The following is a 1,105-nucleotide window of genomic DNA, read 5'->3' on the forward strand; positions in this document are numbered from 1 at the left end:
GACCTCGTCGAGGGAGCGCTGACCGCAACCGGGGACGGTGACCGGCCTGGACGAGCCGACCCGACGGGCGGGCGGACGGTCGTCACGGCCTGGGGCTCCCCGTCGTCGGAAGGGCGATGATCGCGACGGCGGTGCCGGCCGCCGCCACGGCGGGGCCGAGGCGGGCGTCGATCGCCATGGCCCCGGATGCCGTCAGTGCGCCCAGGACCAGCATCACCACCACGCCCAGGCGGACGCCCGCATGCCGGGAGCTGCCGTCGGCGGCGTCCTGCGCCAGGCTGGTCAGGGTGCCGGTCACGAAGGTCGTGGTCACGCCCGCACCGTGCGCCGACCGTTTGACGGCGGCGGTCTGGGCGCCCATCGCCCCCGCGGCAGCCGCGAGCATCAGCAGCCGCAGCGCGGTGCCCGGGGTGGACTGCGCCGACCTGAGGACCAGTACGACGAGGTCGAGCGCGACCACGGCGAGCAGTACGGCCCGGATACGGTTCCACCCCGTGCCGGGGCGTACCGGTGTCGCCTTGGACGCCAGGTACACCGCGATCAGGAAGGCCCCCAGCGAGGTGGCCACCCCCGCCACCAGAGCCCCGTAGCCCGGTCGGCCCGTCAGGCCCGACAGGATGAGGCTGCCGGTCATGTTGGCCGTGAACACGCCTCCGAGCTGGACGAAGGCGAACGCGTCACCGGCTCCCGTGGCGAAGGACAGCAGCACGGCCACCACGGACAGACGCGTCGGTGCCGACGCCGCTGAGGAGGGCGGCCCCACGGGTCAGGCTCCTCGCGCCGGAGAAGCCGCCGGCCGGTCGAAGAAGATCATCGATCACCCTTCCTGCACGCCTCCTGGACGCCTTCCCTCAAAGTTGGCACGAGGCGTCGAGAGGCGCACAGCTGGGCATTGCGCCGGGCGCGTGAAGGTGATCGGGGGCGCTCGGATCACCGGGTGCGCCGCTACAGGCGGTAACGCTCTGGGGGGCGGGTGCGGGGCGCGTGAGGGGTGCGTCGGGCGCCTCGACGCGTCGCGGGAGGTCGTGGTGGCGCGGAGGCCGTGGCCCCGGCCAGGGGTGGCCGTCGGGCCGGGTCCTCTGTGTCCTTGTCGGCGGGGACTGCT

1 protein-coding gene is annotated in these 1,105 nt (G+C 74.1%); it reads right to left on the reverse strand.

Annotated elements, in window-relative coordinates:
- Positions 1-82 precede the first annotated feature (82 nt).
- Positions 83-763, reverse strand: a complete 681-nt coding sequence (locus ACFY5C_RS41930; RefSeq protein ID WP_360558448.1) for a DUF1275 family protein — start codon at positions 761-763, stop codon at positions 83-85.
- Positions 764-1,105 lie beyond the last annotated feature (342 nt).

It is taken from the genome of Streptomyces sp. NPDC012935, from assembly GCF_042900345.1.
Lineage (GTDB): Bacteria > Actinomycetota > Actinomycetes > Streptomycetales > Streptomycetaceae > Streptomyces.